This is a genomic window from Streptomyces corchorusii, from assembly GCF_001514055.1.
GTDB lineage: Bacteria > Actinomycetota > Actinomycetes > Streptomycetales > Streptomycetaceae > Streptomyces > Streptomyces olivaceoviridis.
The window spans coordinates 113,025-130,190 of record NZ_KQ948354.1 but is presented as its reverse complement, the minus strand read 5'-3'; the positions used below and the strand labels follow the sequence as shown (position 1 = coordinate 130,190).

The following is a 17,166-nucleotide window of genomic DNA, read 5'->3' as shown; positions in this document are numbered from 1 at the left end:
AGGACCATGGAACTGCACACCCTCGTCCAGCTCACCACCGGCGTGACGCTGCTGACCTGCGTCCTCGCGGTGGCCGGCGTGCACGCCTACGCCTCCGGCCGGGCCCGGCGCGCCGCCCTCGTGGACCGCCTCGCGCACACCGGCGCGCCGCCCGCGACCGGCCGCACCCGCCGCTTCCGCGACCTGGACCGGCGGCTGCGCCGCACCCGCCTCGGCCGCTGGCTGGAGCGGCGCCTGGCGGCCACCGGCCTGGACGTCACGCCGGGGGAGTTCTTCGCCGCCATGCTCGCGACGGTGGCCGCGCTCTGGCTGGTCGGCCAGGCCACCCTGGCCCCGTTCTTCGGCCCGCTCGCGGGCCTGCTGGGCGTCTGGGCGGCGGTCCAGTTCCTCAACTGGCAACGGCAGAAGCGCATCGAACGCTTCATCAACCAACTCCCGGAACTGGCCCGCATCCTGGCCAACGCGACCCAGGCCGGCCTCGCCCTGCGCACCGCGATCGGCATGGCGGCGGAGGAACTGGAGGCCCCGGCCGGCGAGGAACTGGCCAAGGTCGCCGACCAGCTGGCCGTCGGCCACTCCCTGGACGACGCCCTCGGCGAGCTGGCCGACCGCCTCCCCTCCCGCGAACTGGTCGTGCTCGTGACGACGCTGGTCCTGTCGAACCGGGCGGGCGGCCAGGTGGTCTCCGCGCTCCGCAACCTGACCGAGACCCTGGAGGAGCGCAAGGAGACCCGGCGCGAGATCCGCACCCAGCTCTCCCAGGTGACCATGACGTCCTACGCCGTGCCCGTCCTCGGGGTCGGCGCGTTGTTCCTGATGAACGGCGTCAAGGACGGCGCGCTGGACCGCATGACCGGCTCACCGGTCGGCCAGGCGTGCGTGATCATCGCCTTCGCCCTGTACGCCGTCGGCTTCGTCCTCATCCGCCGGATGAGCCGGATCGACGTCTGAGGGAGGTGACCCGATGGCATACCTGCTCGCCCTGCTGATGGGCCTCGGCGTCTGGGGCGTCTTCGCCGGCATCCGCATGTACCGCGCGGACGCCCGGCTCCCCGGCGACCTCGCCGTCGCCCTGGAGGTCGGCGCCACCCGCACCGGCGCGGTCGGCTCGGTCGTCGACCGCATGGGCATGCGCTACGCCCCCGCCGTGCTGCGCCTGATGGGCCCGCGCCTGGTGGCCAGGTACCGCCGGAAGATCGACCTCGCGGGCAACCCCGGCGGCCTGACCATCGACCGCTACGCCGCCCGCCGCGCGGTCTACGGCGCCCTCGGCGGCGTCGGCTTCCTGGTGTTCCTCCTGCGCGGCCAGTGGTTCGTGGCCGTCCTGCTGCTCCTGTTCGGCGCGTTCTGGACGGAGGTCGGCCTCTGGTCGGCGATCCGGGTCCGCAAGGACGTCATCGAACGCACCCTGCCGGACTTCCTGGACGTCCTCGCCGTCGTGGTCAGCGCGGGGCTCGGCTTCCGGCAGGCCCTGGACCGGGTCGCCTCCCGCTACGAGGGCCCGTGGGCCGACGAACTGCGCATCACCCTGCGCCAGATGGACCTCGGCATGAGCCGCCGCGAGGCGTTCGCGGAGCTGCGGCGGCGCAACGACTCCGAGCAGGTGGCCATGTTCGTCACGGCGTTGCAGCAGGGCGAGGAACTCGGCGCGCCCATCGTGGACACGCTGGTCTCCCTGGCGAAGGACATGCGCCGCACCGACGCCCAGAACGCCCGCCGCAAGGCCGCGCGGGCGGTGCCGAAGGCCACACTGATGATCACCACGTTCATGGTCCCGGCGACGATGCTCCTGCTGGGCGCGGGCCTGCTCCTCGGCTCCGGCGTGGACTTCGGCTCGCTCACGGGGGAGTGAGGACGGCCGTGACGGTGACGGGCTCGACGGTGCTGAGGGGGCGTACGGGCCGGGGCGTGCACGCGGGGCTGGCGCGGGCCGGGGCATGGCTGCGGGCGGCCGGGCGGCTGCGGGAGCCGGGGGCGGCCGGGTCGGAGCGGGGGCCGGGGGCGGCCGGTGCCGTGGCGGAGGTGCCACCGCACCCGACGGCAGCGGCGACGGTGACGGCGGCGCCCCCCGCCGAGCCCTCCGAGAAGCTCCAGATCCGCGCCCTCCAGGCCCTGTGCCGCCAGGTCTTCGGCTTCCGCCTGGCGATGATCGTCCTGTCGGCCCCCGCCGCCCTCCTCAACGCGGCCCCCGGCCTGGGCGCCCGCCTGGTCGGCGCGGCCGTGGTCGTCACCTTCATGGTGTCCTACGTCCTCTTCCGCGACTGGGAACGCTTCGGCCCCCTCCTGCTGCGCCACCCCAGCCTCCTGGCCGCCGACACCCTCTTCGGCTCCTTCCTCCTCATCTCGGCCGGCCCGGACACCACCCTCGCCTACGTCAGCGTCTGCACCCCGCTCCTGGCCGGCCTGGTCTACGGCTGGCGCGGCGCCGCCTGCTTCGCCTCGCTCCAGTCCCTGATCCTGCTCCTGGTCCACGCCACGCTGAAGGCCGACCGCCACGCGCCCGTCGCCGAGGCCCTCCTCCTCCCCGGCCTCTGCGTCATCGCCGGCGCCATGGGCTCGACCCTGCGCAACCTGATGCTCCGCTTCGGCGCCGCGACCCAGGCCCTGACGACGGTCCAGGCCCGTCTCGCGGCGGCGGAGGCGGTGAGCGCGGAACGGGCCCGGCTGGCCCGCGAGATGCACGACTCCGTGGCCAAGACCCTGTACGGCGTCGCCCTGGCGGCGGACGGCCTGGCGGCCACGGCGTCGGCCGCGGCCCCCGACCCGGCCCGCATCAGGGAGCAGGCGGAACTGGTGTCCCGCTCGGCGCGCAGGGCGGCGGCGGAGTCCCGGGAACTGCTGACGGACCTGCGCCGGGACCAGCCGGACGCGCCGGACGGCATCCCGCTCTGGCGGGAACTGGCACACCGGGCGACGGACTTCACGAGACGCACGGGCCTGGAGGTCACGTGCGGCTGGGAAGGGCGGGAGGGGGACGGCGGGGCGCGCGGGGGCGATGGCGGGGTGGGGGACGGGGACGGCGGGGCGAGTGACGGGACCGGCCTCCCCGCGCTCCCGGCCCCCCTGGCCCGCCACGTCCTCTCCATCGTCACGGAGGCACTGGAGAACGCCCACCGGCACGCGTCCGCGACCCGCGTGGACATACGGGCGGCGGTCGACGGCCACCTGCTCCGCGTCACGGTCCACGACGACGGCAGGGGCCTCCCGCCGGGCACCACACTCGAAGAACTGCGGGGTTCGGGCCACTTCGGCCTGCTGGGCATGGTCGAGCGGGCAGCGCAGGCCGGCGCCCGGATCCGCATCGGAAGGGGCCACCACGAGCGGGGCACGGAGGTCCGTCTGGAGGTCCCGTTGCCGACACCGCCACCTGTGTCCCGACATGCCTGAGAGGAGGCACATGCGCCCCGGACGACCACCATCACAGCCGTTCCCGCCGCCGGCGCCGGCGTCCCCGCCACTGCGGGTGCTGGTCGCCGACGACAACCCCGTCGTCCGCGCCGGCCTGACGGCCCTGCTCTCGGGTCACCCGGACACCACGGTGGTGGCGGAGGCGAGGGACGGGCGGGAGGCGTACGAGGCGGCGGTCCGGCACCGGCCGGACGTCATCCTCCTCGACGTCCGCATGCCCGGAGTCGACGGAATCTCGGCGTTGCCCCACCTGGTGGGGCTGGCCCCCGTCATGATGCTCACCTACAGCCACGAGACGGAGACCGTGCGGGAGGCGCTGCGGCTGGGGGCGGGGGGATACCTGGTGCACGGCGAGTTCACGACGGAGCAGTTGGTGAGGGCGGTACGGGACGTACGGGAGGGGCGCCCGCATGTGACGCCGGGGGCGGCGAGGGCGTTGCTGTCGGAGCTGCGGGGGGATGCACTCGCACACGAGCCCACTCAAACCCCTGGCATCGAGCCAAACTTACCCTCCCAAACCCTTTCGCAACTGCAACCATCTGTGGGACAGTCGTTCCGGTCGCGGTTCCGGCTGAGCGGCAGGGAGGCGGAGATCATGGACCTCATCGCGTCCGGCATGACCAACCAGCAGATCGCCGCCGCCTGCTTCATCAGCGAGAAGACGGTCAAGAACCACATCAACCGCATCTTCGCCAAGCTCCACAGCACGACGAGGTCCCAGGCGACGGCGAAGTGGCTGGGGGTGGCCTGACATGACACGCGGGGAAACAACCCCCCACCCCGAATGGGCCTGGGGTTGGGCCCTGGGGCCCTCTGTTCGGCCGGTGGGAGCGCTCTACGGTGCGTCGGTCGAAACCAAGCCCGGAGGGGAGCACCGTGAGCGATCTTTTGCTGAAGACGGCTGTGGCGACCAAGGTTCGCGTGAACGGCTGGAAGAACACGACGGTCGAGGCCATGCGCCGCCGTGGCGGCGACCGGGGGCAGACCGCGGTCGAGTACCTGGGCATCATCGCGGTAGTGGTGGCGATCGTGCTGGCGATCACAGGTACGGACATCGGCAAGACGATCCTCGACAAGATCAAGTCCAAGATCACGGAGATCACCTGATCGTCCGGCGCTCAAGCGGCGACTCTGGGCAGGCCTTCCCCATCTACATCACGGTGGTGGCGGGCCTGCTCTTTCTTGCGTTCGCCTACCTTGCGGTGGGCCAGGCCGCAGTGAACCGCGGCGGCGCACAGACAGCCGCCGACGCGGCTGTGCTGGCTGCTGCCCAAAGCGGGCGCGACCAACTCGCGGCCGCATGGGTCGCGGATCTACTCCACCCGGAAAAGTGGGGGGATGTCTTCGACGGTGAGTCGCCGGTCGACAACCCCTGCGCTCGTGCGGAGCAACTGGCGGCACAGAACGATGCCACGCTGAATGACTGCAACTGGCAGCTTCTGCGGTACACGGTCGATGTCGAAACGAACAAGTCAGTCGGAGATTCCGTTGTTCCCGGCACGGAGGACATCCACTCCAAGGCCGCCGCCACGGCCGTGATCGAGCCACGCTGCACGTTCGACCCTCCAGAGGAGGCAGCCGGGGGCGATGAGCTGCCCCCACTCGACTGTGACGGCAAGACCTGGAATCCGGACCCGGACGATGAAGCCACTCTGCCCTCACCCGAGGACCTCTTCGATGTTCACCTGGCCGCCGACTGACAAGCGGACGACGATGGAAAAGGGAAGCAGCGCGATGAGCATGCGATTCACCGCGAAGGCTCGCAGGGGAATGGCCGCCATGACCATTGCCATCGGCTTGGCCGTGGGTGTGGCCGGTTGCGGCAGTGGAGACACCGGCGACAAGAAGCCGGACGCTTCTGCATCCCCTTCCAAGAGTGGTGGCTCTCAAGCGAGCCCTCAGGAGGGCCAGTCAGCGCAACCGCTGGCTGAGCTACGAGGTCCTGACGGGCTGTCACTCAAAATCATGTCGGCTCAGCGTGATTCCGGCGGATTCGTCACCGTCAATGGCCAGCTCAAGAATGACGGCAGCAAGGATGCCGTTCTGTCGTCGCAGTTGACCGGCAACGAGACAGAGATCATGAAGAACGGGCAGTCGTTTGGTGGAGCCACGCTTGTGGATTCGAAGGCGCGAAGGCGCTACTACGTCCTGCGGGACACCGACGGGCGGCCTTTGACCACGATCGGCGTTCAGTCCGTAAGGGCGGGCGACACGGTTCCTGTCTTCATGCAGTTCCCAGCACCCCCAGCAACCACGACCGAGGTCGACTTCCAGTTGCCGACCTTCTCCTCCGCCTCCATCAAGATCTCCGGGTGAGGCCCAAGTGATCACCGCGTCCCGGATCGCCCTCACGGCCGCTGCTTTGTTGTTCGTCGTGAATCTGCCCGCCACCCCCGCGGTCGCCGACGACACCGGTCCCAGTGAACCCCCCGGTACCGAACCCTCCGCCGCCGCCCCGGTGAAGGTCGACCCCACGGATCCGGATCTGAAGCTCCCGGAAGGGGCCACGCTCGCCGAGGCCAAGGTGTTGGACATCAAGTCGGTCGTGGAGGACCAGAGCGGGGACGAACGGCGCGAGGACACCAACGCCGACGTGACCTTCGCCCTCCAGGCCGAGGTGCTGTTCGACAAGGACAGCGCCAAGCTCGGCGCGGAGGCGAAGGCCCGTATCGCCGGCATCGCCGAGGAGATCAGGAAGCAGAACGCGACCCAGGTCCGCGTCTTCGGCTTCACCGACAACCTCGGTTCCTCCGCCCACGGCGACACCCTCTCCAGACAGCGCGCCAACGCCGTACAGGCCGTACTGGACCAGGACCTGAACGCCCCGTCCATCACCTTCGACGTCCGCGGCTACGGCGAGCAGTACCCGATCGCCGACAACTCCACCGAGGCCGGCCGGAAGAAGAACCGCCGGGTGGAGGTGTCCTTCCCCCGTACCCGGCAGTGAGGCGGCACCCGGCTAGCGCCCCGGGTCCGCCTCCACCTCCACCCGCGCTCCCGGCCGCAGCCCCCACCCCGCCATCGCCCCCGCCTCCGCCTCCAGCACGTGCCGTGCCCGCGGGCGCGGCAGGCCCAGGCGGCCGGGGCGCATCGTGCGGACGGCGATGACGGTCAGGCGGCGGTCCAGGTAGGCGACGTCGATCGGGATCCGCATCCCGAACGTGTGCACACCGCTGGCCGGCGACAGCAGCAGCGCCCCGTCGACCGCGTCCCGGCCCAGGAGCCCCTTCGTCCGCGCCCGGTAGGAGGTCGCGATCTCCAGCGGGACGGTGGCGGCGGCCTGCCCCCCGCCGGAGCCCGCCCGCACGATCAGCCGTCCCCGTCCGTCCCGCCAGCGCCGCCCCATGCCCCGACCTCCCACGCCCAGCCACCCGTGTCGTCAACTCGCCCGGCCCGCAAATACGTTGTCCGTAGCCGTCCTCCCCACTAGGAAGGGCTCCATGACAGGACTCGGTGTCGTATTCCGCCCCCAGCTTCCTCCCGAGCGGCTGCGGGCCATCGCCCGCCTCGCGGATGACGCGGGGCTCGAAGAGCTGTGGCTGTGGGAGGACTGCTTCCTGGAGGGCGGGGTGTCCACGGCCGCCGCCGCGCTCGCCTGGACCGAGCAGGTGCGGGTCGGCATCGGACTGCTGCCCGTGCCGCTCAGGAACGTGGCCGTCACCGCCATGGAGGCCGCCTCGCTGGAGCGGATGTTCCCCGGCCGGGCCATCCTGACCGTGGGGCACGGGGTGCAGGACTGGATGGGCCAGGTCGGCGCCCGTGCCGCCTCCCCGCTGGGCCTCCTCGGTGAACATCTCGACGCCCTGCGCGCCCTGCTGCGCGGGGAACGCCTGAGCGTGCGCGGGCGGTACGTCCAGTTGGACGACGTCGCCCTCGACTGGCCCCCGTACCGCCCGGTCGACGTCCTCGCGGGCGCCACCGGCCCCCGTACGCTCCGGCTCTCCGGCGAGAAGGCCGACGGCACCCTGCTCACCGCCACCACCTCGGCGGACGGCGTACGGCGGGCCAGGAAGCTCGTCGAGGAGGGGAGGCGGGCGGCCGGACGTGACGGTGCGCACCGGATCGTGGTCTATCTGCTGGCCGCCACGGGCGCCGGCGCCGACGCCCGGCTGCGCGCCGAACTCGCCGCCGAGGGGGTGGAGGCGGGGGCGGACGTGGGGGTCGCCGGCGACGCGGGCGCGGTCGCGGAGGCGGTACGGCGGCTGGCCGGGGCCGGCGCGGACACCGTCGTCCTCCAGCCGACGGCGGACGAGCCCGACCCGGAGGGCTTCGTGCGCTTCGCCGCGCGGGAGGTCCGCCCGCTGGTGCCCTGAGCGGACAGCGCGGCAGGCAGTCGCCGCAGGTCAGAGGCGTTGTCAGTGGCGGGTGTCACACTGCTCTGCATGACCGACCGACGCGAGCCGGACAAGACCGGTGACCACGAGACCGTAGCGCCCGACCCGGATCTCCCCGTGGGCCTGCGGGTCGTCACGGACCAGGATCTGGAGGCCCTCTTCGCCTACGAGCACGACCCCGAAGCCGTCCGGCGGTCGAGGTTCACCCCCCGGCCGCGGGAAGCCTTCTTCCGGCACTGGCGGGAGCGGGTGCTCGGTGACCCCGACTGCCTGGTGCGGACGGTCACCGTCGGCGGTGAGGCCGCCGGGAGCGTCGTGTCCTGGACGCAGGACGGGCGGCGGTTCGTCGGCTACTGGCTCGGGCGGCCGTACTGGGGCCGCGGGGTCGGCACGCGCGCGCTCGGCCGGTTCCTGGAGCTGGAGCCGGTGCGTCCGCTGTACGCGGACCCCTTCGCCGGCAACACCGCCTCCGTGCGGCTCCTGGAGAGGCACGGCTTCGAGCGGACCGGCACGGTCCGCCACGGGACGGACGAGCACATCATGCTGGTCCTCACGGCGCCGTCCGGGCAGAGCTGAGAGCGGTCCCGGCCCGGGGTGCGGAAAAACGGCGGGACCCGCCGGGGGTTCCGCTGGGATCATGGCCGTATGACTCCGCAGCGTTCCTTCGAAGACCTCGTGGCCGAGGGCGTCGCCGTACCGACCGAGGGGTGGGACTTCTCGTGGTTCGAGGGCCGGGCCACCGAGGAGCGGCCGTCGTGGGGGTATGCCCGGTCGGCGGGGGAGCGGCTGGCCGGCGCCGGGGCCGTGCTGGACGTCCAGACCGGCGGCGGTGAGGTGCTGGACTTCGCGCTGGGCCGGGCCGAGCCGGCCCGGCCGGTGCTGGTCGCGGCCACCGAGGGGTGGCCGCCGAACGTGGCGAAGGCCACCGCCCTGCTGCGGCCCCGGGGCGTCGTGGTGGTCGCCGCCCCGGACGACGCGCCGCTGCCGTTCGCGGACGGCGCGTTCGACCTGGTGCTCAGCCGGCACCCGGTGCGGCCGTACTGGGCGGAGATCGCCAGGGTGCTGCGGCCCGGCGGGACGTACTTCGCCCAGCACGTGGGGCCGAGCAGCGTCTTCGAGCTGGTCGAGTACTTCCTCGGGCCGCAGCCGGAGGAGGTGCGGGCCGTCCGTGACCCCGAGCGGGAGCGGGCCGACGCCGAGGCGGCGGGCCTGGAGGTGACCGGGGTGCGGGCGGAGCGGCTGCGGATGGAGTTCCACGACATCGCCGCCGTCGTCCACTTCCTGCGCAAGGTGGTGTGGATGGTCCCGGACTTCACGGTCGAGGCGTACGAGCCGCGGCTGCGCGCGCTGCACGAACGGATCGAGCGGGAGGGGCCGTTCGTCGCGCACAGCGCCCGGCACCTTTTCGACGTACGCAAGCCGGGTCGTCGGGCGTAGTCCGACCGGAGTTCGCCCGGGGTTTCCACATTGTTATCGAGCGCGGTTCACATCGGTCGCCTCGATCACGTAAGTTCAGACCAAGGTTATTCGCGTGAGCAAAGCTGCGCGGGCGGTACCGCGCAGTGGAGGGGGCTGCGCGGTGCCGTGGAGCCGTGTGGTCCCGGCCCGGGGGTGTAGCGGAGGCGTCAAGTCCACCCTTCGCCGACGGCGTAGCCCGTCCGGGGGGATCCGGGGCAACTCGCCAATGAACCCCAAGATGGCCTAATCCTTACGAATCCATTCGTATCCGACCGGATTTCCCTGGAATTCCGCTGTGAACCGGCCATGAAGCCCCCATGAATCCCGCATTCCGCGACCACCGGGGCGTCGCCGGATGATTCCGGAGAGTAGTTGTGGCCCGCCGATGCGCCCACCATCCCTTACGAAGGGTTATGGTGGAAACCCCCCCTCGGGCCGGTCCGTCTCCCCCCCACGGACCGGCCCGTTTTTCTTCCCCGCTCCGGGAACCCGTTCCGGCAACCCGTTCAGGAACGCGCCACGGGAACCCGCTCGGGGAAACCCGCCACGGGGGACCGCTCCGGGAACCTCACGGCCCCGGTCCGCCGTCCCCACGGACGGGGCGGGCCATGACCAACCCCCGAGCAGCGGTAGGCTCAACGGCTCCGGCACCCCATCCCCCGCGCCCAACCCCCGGAGGGTCACGTGAACCTGCGCGACAAGCTGCGCGGTCTGCTCGTCAGGCTCTACGCACGCCGGGTGGAAGGCCACCTGGACCACGCTCAGGTGCCCAAGCACATCGGCGTCATCATGGACGGCAACCGCCGCTGGGCGAAGGCGTCCGGCTCCAGCACCGTCCACGGGCACCGGGCCGGTGCCGAGAAGATCGAGGAGTTCCTCGGCTGGTGCACCGAGACCGACGTCGAGGTCGTCACCCTGTGGCTGCTGTCCACCGACAACTTCGACCGGCCGCAGGAGGAACTCGTCCCCCTGCTCGGCATCATCGAGGACGTCGTGCGCACCCTCGCCGCGGACGGCCGCTGGCGGGTGCACCACGTCGGCACGATGGACCTGCTGCCCGCGCAGATGCAGACGGCCCTGAAGGAGGCCGAGGAGGCCACCGCCCACATCGACGGGATACTCGTCAACGTGGCCATCGGGTACGGCGGCCGGCAGGAGATCGCCGACGCCGTGCGCTCCATGCTGCTCGACGCGCAGGACAAGGGTGTGTCCATGGAGGACCTCGCCGAGTCCGTGGACATCGACATGATCGGCCGTCACCTGTACACCGGCGCCCAGCCCGACCCGGACCTGGTGATCCGCACCAGCGGGGAACAGCGGTTGTCCGGATTCATGCTCTGGCAGACCGCCCATTCGGAGTACTACTTCTGCGAGGTCTTCTGGCCGGCCTTCCGGAAGGTCGACTTCCTGCGCGCCCTGCGCGACTACGCCGCACGTCACCGCCGCTACGGCGGCTGACCCGCCGGCCCCGCCCCGTCGCCACTCGGTGACGGGGCGTCGTCGTTTACCCCGATTGGCGGGAACGTAACGAGGAGTTCACCAGCGCGCCGGTGGCCGCATTTGCATGGCCGCGCATCATCGAGGGCATAGACCAAGCAGGTCGACGCCCGAACCACGGGTGTCGGATCTCAGCGGGCGGCACGGGGTCGCCCGCCCGGGAGGCCCTTTGCACCAGCCCGACCGTGCGGCCACCGCACGGAAGCAGCCGCGGAGGGCCGGTTCACGGCCCGCCGTGCGCGGGGGCCGGACACCGGTCCAGCATCACTTCGTCGCTCCCCGACCTCATCCGAGGGGGTACGTTCTTCCGTGGTGACCAGCACAAAGCGCCACAAGCCCGACCGGCGCACGTATGTTCTCGACACCAGCGTCCTGCTGGCCGACCCGAACGCCCTGGCCCGCTTCGACGAGCACGAGGTCGTGCTCCCCATCGTGGTGGTCACGGAGCTGGAGGCCAAGCGGCACCATCCGGAGCTCGGCTACTTCGCCCGCCAGGCGCTGCGCCTGCTGGACGACTACCGGGTGAAGCACGGTCGCCTCGACGCCCCCATCCCGATCGGGGAACTGGGCGGGACGGTCCGGGTCGAGCTCAACCACTCGGACCCCAGCGTGCTGCCCACCGGCTACCGCCTGGGGGACAACGACTCGCGCATCCTCGCGGTGGCCCGGAACCTCCAGGCCGAGGGGTTCGACGTCACCGTCGTGTCGAAGGACCTGCCGCTGAGGATCAAGGCATCCTCGGTCGGCCTCCTCGCCGAGGAGTACCGGGCCGAACTGGCCATCACGGAGAACTCCGGCTGGACCGGGATGACCGAACTCACCCTGCCGGGCGAGCAGGTGGACGTCCTCTTCGAGGAAGGGCACGTGTACGTCCCGGAGGCGGCCGACCTCCCCGTGCACACCGGCCTGACCATCCAGTCCGAGCGCGGCAAGGCGCTCGGCCGGGTCACCGCCGAGGGCAACGTCCGGCTGGTGCGCGGCGACCGGGAGGCGTTCGGCATCAAGGGCCGCAGCGCCGAGCAGCGCATCGCCCTCGACCTGCTGCTCGACCCGGACGTCGGCATCGTCTCGATGGGCGGCCGGGCCGGCACCGGCAAGTCGGCGCTGGCGCTGTGCGCGGGCCTGGAGGCGGTCCTGGAGCGCCGCCAGCACCAGAAGGTGATGGTGTTCCGGCCGCTGTACGCGGTCGGCGGGCAGGAGCTGGGCTATCTGCCGGGCACCGAGGCGGAGAAGATGAGCCCGTGGGCCCAGGCCGTCTTCGACACCCTGTCGGCGGTCACCAGCCGGGAGGTCATCGAGGAGGTCACCGCGCGCGGGATGCTGGAGGTGCTCCCGCTCACCCACATCCGCGGGCGCTCGCTGCACGACGCGTTCGTGATCGTGGACGAGGCGCAGTCCCTGGAGAAGAACGTCCTGCTGACTGTTCTGTCCCGGATCGGCGCGAATTCCCGTGTCGTTCTCACGCATGACGTGGCACAGCGGGACAATCTGCGCGTAGGCCGCTACGACGGTGTGGTCGCCGTGGTGGAGAAGCTGAAGGGGCACCCGCTCTTCGCGCACGTGACGCTGACGCGTTCCGAGAGGTCCCAGATTGCGGCACTTGTGACCGAAATGCTGGAGGACGGGCACATCTGACGCATCTGACGTGCGGCTGACCGCTGTTGGCGCCGTCCGGTAAAGGCCACGAGCCTAGCCGGGCGGCGCCTTCGTGCGTGGAGTTTTCCTGAAATCCCCAGGGTCAAACAGGATGTGAGCTTTCACACGCAACGCAGAATTGCCACGCGGCGTCCGGTTACGGCAGAGTCTCGTTCCTGTCAGGCCCCGCATACGACACAGCCGTACCCCCAGCGGTACGACACCACCTCAGCACCACCAACTCCATAGAGTTCGTCGTATGCCGCCCGAGCACCACACGGCGCTCCCTCCGGGGGAGTTGCCCACCGGGCCCGTGCCTCCGTGACCCCGCAGTTGGGAGGCCAGTGTCAGGGGCACGATCGCGTCCGCCAGGGTCACCGAAGCGGGCGATGCTGGAAGGAAACCGTGTGAGCCGGATTTCGGTCCGGGGATTCGCAGTGGCCTCCGCCACCGCGGTCACCGCTGTCGGAAGCGTCGTCGGCGTTGCCTCGGGCAGCACCGCGCAGACCAACGACGCCGAGGCGACGGCAGCCGACACCACGCTCCTCGCCGACATACCCGCGGGTCAGCAGGCGCAGGTGCAGACCGCGTCCCTGACGCAGCAGGCCGACGCACAGGCCATCGCCGCGGACGTCAGCGCCAAGAAGGACGCCGAGGAAGCGGCCCGCAAGGCCGCCGCCGAGACCGCGATCGCCAAGAAGGAGCTCGCCGAGAAGGCGGCCAAGGAGGCGAAGGAGCGCGCCGAGGCGAAGGCCGCGGCCAGCCGTGGGACCGACGTCCGCGACTCCTCCAGCTTCCCGGTCCAGGGCAGCTACACCGTTGCGCAGATCCAGGCGATGGCGCGCCAGATGGTGGGCGGCGGCCAGTTCCAGTGCTTCAGCAACATCGTGGACCACGAGTCCAGCTGGAACTACCGCGCGGTGAACGCCTCCTCCGGTGCCTACGGTCTCTTCCAGGCCCTGCCCGGCTCCAAGATGTCCTCCGTGGGCGCCGACTGGCAGACCAACCCGGCCACCCAGATCAAGTGGGGCCTCAACTACATGAACAGCCGGTACGGCAGCCCCTGCCAGGCCTGGTCGTTCTGGCAGGCCAACCACTGGTACTGAGCGTCCCGCCGGCGCAGCCCCTGCGCCGGTGCTCTCTCAACCCCGCGCAGCCCCTCCCCGTCCTCAGGGGAGGGGCTTTCGCCCTGTACGGTCGTATCCGAACGACTCCAGCGGGGGAGTGGTGGCGAGCACCCGAGGACGCGGGGGAAGAGGACGGATCATGTCGCGAGTGCCAGGGTGGCTCGGCCGGCTGGGGGCCGGTCTCACCGAGATGAGCGAGCGCCTGGACGAGCGCCGCGCCGAGGTGGAGAAGGAGCACGACGAGCCCGCCGAGCCCGCCGGTCCGGGGCCGGACGACGCGCCCGCCGCCACGGCTCCGCCCGTCCGCCGGCCCGCGGCGCGGTCCGGTCCCCGCCCCGATCCGGCCGAAGCGGTGCCGTGGGGCGTCCGGGTCGCCGCCGAGGCGGGCTGGCGGCTGCTGGTGCTGGCCGGCACGGTCTGGGTGCTGATGCGGGTCATCAGCGCCATCCAGCTCGTGGTGTTCGCCTTCGTCATCGCCCTGCTGGTCACCGCGCTGCTCCAGCCGACGGTCGCCCGGCTCACCCGGCGCGGGGTGCCGCGCGGCCCGGCCACCGCGCTCACCGCCATCAGCGGCTTCGTCGTCATCGGCCTGATGGGCTGGTTCGTGACCTGGCAGGTCATGGAGAACATCGACACGCTCTCCAACCAGATCCAGAGCGGTATCGACGACCTGCGCAACTGGCTGCTGAAGAGCCCGTTCCACGTCACCGACAAGCAGATCAACCAGATCGCCAAGAACCTCCGGGAGGCGATCGGGGCCAACGCCGACCAGATAACGTCCGCCGGTCTGGAGGGCGTTCAGGTCATCGTGGAGGCCCTCACCGGCATCCTGCTGGTGTTCTTCTCGACGCTGTTCCTGCTCTACGACGGCAAGCGCATCTGGCAGTGGTTCCTGAAGCTGGTGCCCGCCGCCGCCCGCCCGGGCGTGGCCGGCGCCGGCCCGCGCGCCTGGCGCACCCTGACGGCCTACGTGCGCGGCACGGTCCTGGTCGCCCTCATCGACGCCATCTTCATCGGCATCGGCATCTACTTCCTGGACGTGCCGATGGCCGTCCCGTTGGCCGTCTTCATCTTCCTGTTCTCGTTCATCCCGCTGGTCGGCGCGGTCGCCTCCGGCGCGCTCGCGGTGATCGTGGCGCTGGTCACCCAGGGCGTCTTCACGGCCGTCATGACTCTCGTCGTCGTCCTCGCGGTCCAGCAGATCGAGGGGCACGTCCTCCAGCCGTTCATCCTGGGCCGCGCGGTCCGGGTCCACCCGCTGGCGGTCGTCCTGACCGTGGCCGCCGGCGGCATGGTGGCCGGCATCGGCGGCGCGGTGGTGGCCGTACCACTGGTGGCGGTGACGAACACGGTGGTGGGGTACCTGCGGCAGTATTCGCAGGAGGTCCAGCAGGACGCCCCCGCCGAGCCCGTGGAAGAGGCGGAAGAGGCGGTGGAAGAGCCGGTGGACCGGAACGCGGAGGACCCCGCCCACCAGGGGTGAGCGGGGTCCTCGACGTACGGCCTATTCGGCCAGCACGGCCTCGGCGTCGAGGGTGACGCCGACCGCCTGCACCACGGAAGCGATCTTGAACGCCTCCTGGACGGTCTCGCGCTCCACGCCGGCCTTGCGCAGCACCTGCTCGTGCGAGTCCAGGCACATGCCGCAGCCGTTGATCGCGGAGACCGCGAACGACCAGAGCTCGAAGTCGACCTTCTCCACGCCCGGGTTGCCGATGACGTTCATCCGCAGGCCCGCGCGCAGGGTGCCGTACTCGTGGTCGGACAGCAGGTGCCGGGTGCGGTAGAAGACGTTGTTCATCGCCATGATGGCGGCGGCCGACTTGGCGGCCTGGTACGCCTCCGGCGAGAGGTTCGCCTTCGCCTCCGGCTCCAGCTCACGCAGCACGATCGGGGAACGGGAGGCGATGGCGGTCGCCAGCACCGTGCCCCACAGCTGCTGGGCCGGCAGCTCCGAGTTGCCGATGACCGAGCCCAGGTTGAGCTTCAGGTCCTTGGCGTAGTCCGGGATACGGGACTTCAGGGAGTCGAGCGACACGGGTCACTCACCAGCCAGCAGCGCGACCGGGTCGAGGGTCTGCTCGCCCTTGGTCCAGTTGCACGGGCACAGCTCGTCGGTCTGGAGGGCGTCCAGGACCCGCAGGACCTCCTTGGGGTTGCGGCCCACGGAACCGGCGGTGACCATCGTGAACTGGATCTCGTGGTTCGGGTCGACGATGAAGACGGCGCGCTGCGCGAAGCCGTCCTCGCCCTCGATGCCGAGGTCGCGCATCAGCTCGTGCTTGGAGTCCGCCATCATCGGGAACGGCAGGTCGGTCAGGTCCGGGTGGTCCTTGCGCCAGGCGTGGTGGACGAACTCGGAGTCACCCGAGAAGCCGAGGATCTGGGCGTCGCGGTCGGCGAACTCGTCGTTCAGCTTCCCGAACGCGGCGATCTCGGTCGGGCACACGAACGTGAAGTCCTTGGGCCAGGCGAAGACCACGAGCCACTTGCCCTCGTAGGACTTGTGGTGGATCTGCTCGAACTCCTTGCCCTTCTCCAGCGAGACGCAGGCGGTCAGTTCGAACTCGGGGAACTTGTCACCGACAGTGAGCACACGCTCTCCTTGCAGCGAAGAAGCTGCCCTTTTGGGGTGTTTCCCATGGGTTGGACGTCGTCGATGTTGGCACAGGGTGCATTGATTAGTGAAATAGCTACACTCGGTCGGGTTGATCGGAGGTTATTATCAGTGACCGTGAGTAACGGCAAACGCAGGCAACCGAGCCTGGCGCAGCTGCGGGCGTTCGCCGCCGTGGCCGAGCACCTGCACTTCCGGGACGCGGCGGCGGCCATCGGGATGAGCCAGCCCGCCCTGTCGGGTGCGGTCTCGACCCTGGAGGAGACCCTCGGTGTGACCCTCCTTGAGCGTACGACCCGCAAGGTGCTGCTCTCGCCCGCGGGGGAGCGGCTGGCCGTGCGGGCCAAGGCGGTGCTGGACGCGGTGGGCGCGCTGATGGAGGAGGCCGAGGCGGTCCGGGCGCCCTTCACGGGCGCGCTGCGCCTCGGGGTGATCCCCACCGTGGCTCCGTACCTGCTGCCGACCGTGCTGCGGCTCGTCCACGACCGCTACCCGCACCTCGACCTCCAGGTGCACGAGGAGCAGACCGCCAACCTGGTCGAGGGCCTGAACTCCGGGCGGCTCGACCTGCTGTTGCTGGCCGTGCCGCTCGGCGTCCCCGGAGTCGTGGAACTCCCCCTCTTCGACGAGGACTTCGTGCTCGTCACCCCGCTCGACCACTGGCTCGGCGGCCGGGAGGGCATCCCGCGCGAGGCGTTGAAGGAGCTGAACCTGCTCCTCCTGGACGAGGGTCACTGCCTGCGCGACCAGGCGCTGGACATCTGCCGGGAGGCCGGCCGCGAGGACGCGCCGGTCACCACCACGGCCGCCGGCCTGTCCACGCTGGTCCAGCTCGTGGCCGGCGGCCTCGGCTGCACGCTGCTCCCACGCACCGCGCTGAAGCTGGAGACCACCCGCAGCAGCCACCTGCTGACCGGGTACTTCGCCGATCCCGCCCCGAGCCGCCGGGTCGCGTTCGCGATGCGCGCCGGCGCGGCGCGCTCCGCGGAGTACGCGGAGCTGGCGGGCGCCCTGCGGGAGGCGTTGCGGGCACTGCCCGTGAGGGTGCTGGCGGGGTGAGCGCCCGGTAGGGGCGCGGGGAACCGCGCGA

General features: G+C 71.1%; 19 protein-coding genes. 16 read left to right on the top strand and 3 right to left on the bottom strand.

What is annotated here, in order from left to right; genetic code table 11:
* Positions 1–6: 6 nt before the first annotated feature.
* The 8 genes from AQJ11_RS10605 (at position 7) to AQJ11_RS10570 (ending at position 6,355) form a co-directional block, all read left to right on the top strand.
* Positions 7–951 carry a type II secretion system F family protein gene (locus AQJ11_RS10605; protein WP_059262868.1) on the top strand — a complete coding sequence of 315 codons (945 nt, stop codon included), beginning with the start codon at positions 7–9 and terminating at the stop codon, positions 949–951.
* 13 nt (positions 952–964) lie between these two features.
* Positions 965–1,852: a DUF5936 domain-containing protein gene (locus tag AQJ11_RS10600; protein ID WP_014674674.1), complete on the top strand. Its 888-nt coding sequence runs from the start codon at positions 965–967 to the stop codon at positions 1,850–1,852.
* 8 nt (positions 1,853–1,860) lie between these two features.
* The gene (locus AQJ11_RS10595) at positions 1,861–3,387 is read left to right on the top strand and encodes a sensor histidine kinase (protein ID WP_059262867.1); all 1,527 of its coding nucleotides are present in this window, start codon (positions 1,861–1,863) and stop codon (positions 3,385–3,387) included.
* A gap of 10 nt (positions 3,388–3,397) precedes the next feature.
* Positions 3,398–4,159: a response regulator gene (locus tag AQJ11_RS10590; protein ID WP_059262865.1), complete on the top strand. Its 762-nt coding sequence runs from the start codon at positions 3,398–3,400 to the stop codon at positions 4,157–4,159.
* 125 nt (positions 4,160–4,284) lie between these two features.
* Complete coding sequence (locus tag AQJ11_RS10585) at positions 4,285–4,515, top strand: hypothetical protein (protein ID WP_079082270.1); 231 nt, start codon at positions 4,285–4,287, stop codon at positions 4,513–4,515.
* Positions 4,512–5,108: a pilus assembly protein TadG-related protein gene (locus tag AQJ11_RS10580; RefSeq protein ID WP_079082284.1), complete on the top strand. Its 597-nt coding sequence runs from the start codon at positions 4,512–4,514 to the stop codon at positions 5,106–5,108. Before AQJ11_RS10585 ends, AQJ11_RS10580 begins: the two co-directional genes overlap by 4 nt.
* Positions 5,109–5,142: 34 nt before the next feature.
* Complete coding sequence (locus AQJ11_RS10575; RefSeq protein WP_059263079.1) at positions 5,143–5,724, top strand: hypothetical protein; 582 nt, start codon at positions 5,143–5,145, stop codon at positions 5,722–5,724.
* A 7-nt stretch (positions 5,725–5,731) separates the two neighbouring features.
* Positions 5,732–6,355 carry an OmpA family protein gene (locus AQJ11_RS10570; protein WP_059262858.1) on the top strand — a complete coding sequence of 208 codons (624 nt, stop codon included), beginning with the start codon at positions 5,732–5,734 and terminating at the stop codon, positions 6,353–6,355.
* Positions 6,356–6,367: 12 nt separating this feature from the next.
* Here AQJ11_RS10570 and AQJ11_RS10565 read toward each other — a convergent pair whose 3' ends face one another.
* Positions 6,368–6,754, bottom strand: coding sequence for a DUF192 domain-containing protein (locus AQJ11_RS10565; RefSeq protein ID WP_059262856.1), 387 nt, complete (start codon positions 6,752–6,754; stop codon positions 6,368–6,370).
* Between AQJ11_RS10565 and AQJ11_RS10560 the strand changes: the two genes are divergently transcribed.
* From AQJ11_RS10560 to AQJ11_RS10530, 7 genes are all read left to right on the top strand, one after another.
* Positions 6,753–7,721 carry an LLM class flavin-dependent oxidoreductase gene (locus AQJ11_RS10560; protein WP_279616945.1) on the top strand — a complete coding sequence of 323 codons (969 nt, stop codon included), beginning with the start codon at positions 6,753–6,755 and terminating at the stop codon, positions 7,719–7,721. The genes AQJ11_RS10565 and AQJ11_RS10560 overlap by 2 nt on opposite strands.
* A gap of 69 nt (positions 7,722–7,790) precedes the next feature.
* A complete protein-coding gene (locus AQJ11_RS10555; RefSeq protein WP_059263078.1) occupies positions 7,791–8,318 on the top strand; it encodes a GNAT family N-acetyltransferase in 528 nt (175 codons plus the stop codon).
* A 69-nt stretch (positions 8,319–8,387) separates the two neighbouring features.
* Positions 8,388–9,179, top strand: a complete 792-nt coding sequence (locus tag AQJ11_RS10550) for a class I SAM-dependent methyltransferase (protein WP_059262852.1) — start codon at positions 8,388–8,390, stop codon at positions 9,177–9,179.
* Positions 9,180–9,884: 705 nt separating this feature from the next.
* Positions 9,885–10,658, top strand: coding sequence for an isoprenyl transferase (locus AQJ11_RS10545; protein ID WP_014674685.1), 774 nt, complete (start codon positions 9,885–9,887; stop codon positions 10,656–10,658).
* Positions 10,659–11,006: 348 nt separating this feature from the next.
* The gene (locus AQJ11_RS10540) at positions 11,007–12,332 is read left to right on the top strand and encodes an RNA 5'-3' helicase PhoH2 (RefSeq protein ID WP_014674686.1); all 1,326 of its coding nucleotides are present in this window, start codon (positions 11,007–11,009) and stop codon (positions 12,330–12,332) included.
* Positions 12,333–12,739: 407 nt separating this feature from the next.
* Positions 12,740–13,438, top strand: coding sequence for an aggregation-promoting factor C-terminal-like domain-containing protein (locus AQJ11_RS10535; RefSeq protein ID WP_450407099.1), 699 nt, complete (start codon positions 12,740–12,742; stop codon positions 13,436–13,438).
* Positions 13,439–13,598: 160 nt separating this feature from the next.
* Positions 13,599–14,942 (top strand): AI-2E family transporter, encoded by a 1,344-nt coding sequence (locus AQJ11_RS10530; protein ID WP_059262850.1) that lies wholly within the window; start codon positions 13,599–13,601, stop codon positions 14,940–14,942.
* Positions 14,943–14,963: 21 nt separating this feature from the next.
* Here the strand turns inward: AQJ11_RS10530 and AQJ11_RS10525 are convergent, their stop codons facing one another.
* Positions 14,964–15,497, bottom strand: coding sequence for an alkyl hydroperoxide reductase (locus AQJ11_RS10525; protein WP_014674689.1), 534 nt, complete (start codon positions 15,495–15,497; stop codon positions 14,964–14,966).
* 3 nt (positions 15,498–15,500) lie between these two features.
* Positions 15,501–16,055 (bottom strand): peroxiredoxin, encoded by a 555-nt coding sequence (locus tag AQJ11_RS10520; protein ID WP_014674690.1) that lies wholly within the window; start codon positions 16,053–16,055, stop codon positions 15,501–15,503.
* Between the two features lie 132 nt (positions 16,056–16,187).
* Between AQJ11_RS10520 and AQJ11_RS10515 the strand changes: the two genes are divergently transcribed.
* Entirely contained in the window at positions 16,188–17,135 is a 948-nt protein-coding gene (locus AQJ11_RS10515) for a LysR substrate-binding domain-containing protein (RefSeq protein ID WP_063609144.1), read from the top strand.
* Positions 17,136–17,166 lie beyond the last annotated feature (31 nt).